2 protein-coding genes and 2 pseudogenes are annotated in these 3,139 nt (G+C 59.8%); all 4 read right to left on the reverse strand.

Annotated features, from left to right (window positions below):
* A pseudogene (locus ENZ75_RS26405) lies at positions 1 to 178 on the reverse strand (phosphoserine aminotransferase); the annotation flags it as partial.
* Between the two features lie 200 nt (positions 179 to 378).
* On the reverse strand, positions 379 to 1,218 hold the full coding sequence (locus ENZ75_RS26410) for an outer membrane beta-barrel protein (protein WP_318011902.1): 840 nt from the start codon (positions 1,216 to 1,218) through the stop codon (positions 379 to 381).
* Positions 1,219 to 1,443: 225 nt separating this feature from the next.
* Positions 1,444 to 2,280: an outer membrane protein gene (locus ENZ75_RS26415; protein ID WP_013529156.1), complete on the reverse strand. Its 837-nt coding sequence runs from the start codon at positions 2,278 to 2,280 to the stop codon at positions 1,444 to 1,446.
* A gap of 249 nt (positions 2,281 to 2,529) precedes the next feature.
* Positions 2,530 to 3,139 (reverse strand): annotated as a pseudogene (glmM, locus tag ENZ75_RS26420) (phosphoglucosamine mutase); the annotation flags it as partial.

Here is a 3,139-nt window from a genome sequence, read left to right on the forward strand (position 1 = left end):
TCTCCCGCGTCAGCTCGATCGCCTGTTCGAGCTTGGTCTTGCCGATCTTGGCGCGGTGGGAACGGCCGAGCGCAGCATTTCTTAGCGCCTCGACCGACCAGCCGGGGCGCTTTGCGCAGGGACCTGAGGAGAAATTGGGGTTTGCCGGACGGAGTCCGGGCTTCGTATGCGTCGTCATCGTGGTCTATCCTTCCAGATAGTGGCCCCTCGTTGGGGAGGGGTGGCCCACGGACGGCGATATTCGTTCGGGCTTCAGGCGTCAAGAGGAAAGTTTTTGTCGTTGCCGGGATACCGGCGATCCCCGATCAGGATGTCGTGACTTCAAACGCAAACGACGGACCCCATGATCCGCCGTGCTGGTCCTCGTACTCGCCGCGCCTACCAGAGATCGTAGCGCAGCCCGACCTTGACCTGATGATAATCGAGGCCCTTTTTGAACTCAGGGTTGCCGACAGCGTCTGCTGTCACGTATTTCGCGGAAGGCAGAGCCGTGTATTGATAGCCGACATCGACTGCAACATTCTTGCTGACCTGATAAGCAAAGCCGGCGCCGAGCGTATAGGCGAAGCTGAACTGCTTCTCCGACTGCGTCGTCCCATCATAGCCGTTTGGATCGTCGCATTCAAAGATGGTCGTGGTTGTACCTGATGTTGTCGATGAATTCTGACAGTTGCGAGCGCCTTGAGCGTACTTGTAGGTGCTGTACGCTATGCCGACACCGCCTCCGACATAGGGCGTGAAGCCGACATAAGTGCCCAGGTCGACAAAGGCGCTGGCCATCACATCGTAGGCCTTGTTGTTGCCGTCGTTGGAGCCTTCGCATCCACGGGTGCTTGGGCCGGCGAACGCGCTTGTGCTGCCACCGCTGGTGACAGTCACCGTCTGCGTTCCATCGCAAGTACTGTCGAATTTGCTGGCGAATTTGCTTGTCGGCAGCAGACCGAAATTCAATTCACCACGGAAGTAATCGTTGAAATGGTAGCCCATACCTATCGAACCAGACAGCGGGCTGGTATCCGTAACCAGACCGGCCGGAGTTTCCGAAAATTCATAGGGCTTGTTGAAGGCATAGCCGAGATCACCGCGCAGATACCAGCCGGAGCCGACCTCGACCGGGACGTAGTCGGGCGCCTGGTCGACATAGATCGGCGGATCGTAGTCGGCCGCGTGCACCGGCGTCAGCGGCAGGAGGGCTAGTGCACCGAGCGCCAGCGCCATACGCGATGTAAGTTTCATGGTCCCCGACTCCCGAATTTGGCGCAGCCCGCAATCGCAGCGGCAGCCATCGTTTCAAGGAGCATTGTTAACCATAGTGGTTAAGTGGCGGTTAAGGCTAACAGAGCGTTAGCGAATTCATTTCCCCTGTCGATTCCAGGCGGCCAACGAAAAACCGCCCGGCTGAGGCCGGGCGGTTTGTGAAGAATTCAAGTAATGTAGATGCTGTTACTTGGTGTAGATCGGCTCGGGTTCGGGCTGGTAGGCAACGACCGGCGCGGCGCAACCGTTGTTGCCACCGAACTGGTAACGCAGGCCACCGCGCACTTCGTGTGTGTTGATGCCACGATCGAAGCCGGGACCGGAGCTGGTGATGTTCCAGTCGAACATGCGGCCGCCCTGGATATGGGAGAAGCGGTAGCCGGCATCGAGAATGATCTTGTCGGTCAAGCAGTACGAAGCGCCGGCCATCAGACCGTAGGCGAAACGCCAGCTTGATCTGCCGGGATTGAACTCGGTGGTGTTCGGGTCGTAGACATCATCCCACTTGACGCGGGCGCCGCCGATGCCGGCGCCAACGTAAGGCGTGATGCCATGGTAGGTGCCGAGATCGACATAGGCGTTGGCAAGCAGTAGCAGGGCGCTCATCTTCGATACTTCGGTCGAAGTACCGTTGATATCCGAGGTGCCGCCGTTGAAGTTCGACTTGAACCAATAGTCGGCGGTCAAATCGGTCCGGAAGTGATCGTTGATCTTGTAGCCGACGCCGGCGCCGAGCGAGAAACCGCCCTTGAGCTTGCCGAAATCGAAGCTTCTGGTGCCGGGCGTAACCGTACAGTTACAGGGATCGACGGTGTAGGTCATATAGTCGATGCCGCGCACGGTCGACTTGTGATAGTCGATGTCGCCACGGATATACCAGCCGCCGACTTCTACCGGCTGCTCGTAGACGGCCTGAGGCGGAGCCTCTTCGACGATCGGTTCCGGCAGGTCGGCCGCGAACAACGGCCCCGCCAGGCCTGCGAACAGTAAGGCGAGCAGGGCCTTTCTTGCTGTCTTGAACATGCTTGTCACCCCTGAGAAGCTCGGAACGGCAAACCCGCCCGAAATGCGATTGGCTTTCAGTCGTGGATAATGAATTGCAAAGGTTAAAAGGCGTTTAACCCTGTTGCTTAACCACGAATCTCGAAACTTCTGGGGACCGGCGCGAGATTTCCGAACAGCGAACAGACTGGGAGCCGACAAGAAAAAGCCCGCCGAGAGGCGGGCCTTGGACAGGTTCAGGCGACGACGTCCTGCCGGGCGCTGTGGGGGTCAGGCGGCGCTGCGCGTTTCCGAGATGATGTCCACGATGCCATTCACCACGGACTCGACCAGTTGCGGGTCGTCGCCCTCGGCCATCACGCGGATCAGCGGCTCTGTCCCGGATGGCCGGATAACCAGCCGTCCGGTCTTGCCGAGCCGGCTACGCGCGTCTTCGATGGCGGCCTTGACCGGCGCCTCCTCGAGCGGCTTGCCGCCGGAAATGTGAACGTTCTTCAGGAGTTGCGGCACGGGTTCGAATTTCTTCGACAGTTCGCTGACCGGCCGGCCCTGCCGCTTGATGCAGGCCAGCACCTGCAGCGCCGAAACCAGGCCGTCGCCGGTGGTCGAAAAGTCGGACAGCACGATATGGCCCGACTGTTCGCCGCCGACATTCAAGCCATGCGCGCGCATATGCTCGACGACATAACGGTCGCCGACCTTGGTGCGGTGCAATTGCAGCTTCATGTCGCCGAGGAAGCGTTCGAGGCCCAGATTGGACATGACGGTTGAGACGACACCGCCGCCGGCAAGCCGCCCGCTCTGGTGCCAGGATTCGGCGATCAGCGCCATGATCTGGTCACCATCGACGATCGCGCCGTTTTCATCGACGATGACGACG

The organism is Mesorhizobium sp. M7A.F.Ca.CA.002.04.1.1 (genome assembly GCF_004022805.1).
GTDB lineage: Bacteria > Pseudomonadota > Alphaproteobacteria > Rhizobiales > Rhizobiaceae > Mesorhizobium > Mesorhizobium ciceri.

Excerpts from the sequence above, each read along its gene's own strand:
- ENZ75_RS26415 (WP_013529156.1), bottom strand. The coding sequence starts at position 2,280 with ATGTTCAAGACAGCAAGAAAGGCCCTGCTCGCCTTACTGTTCGCAGGC.
- ENZ75_RS26410 (WP_318011902.1), bottom strand. The coding sequence starts at position 1,218 with ATGGCGCTGGCGCTCGGTGCACTAGCCCTCCTGCCGCTGACGCCGGTG.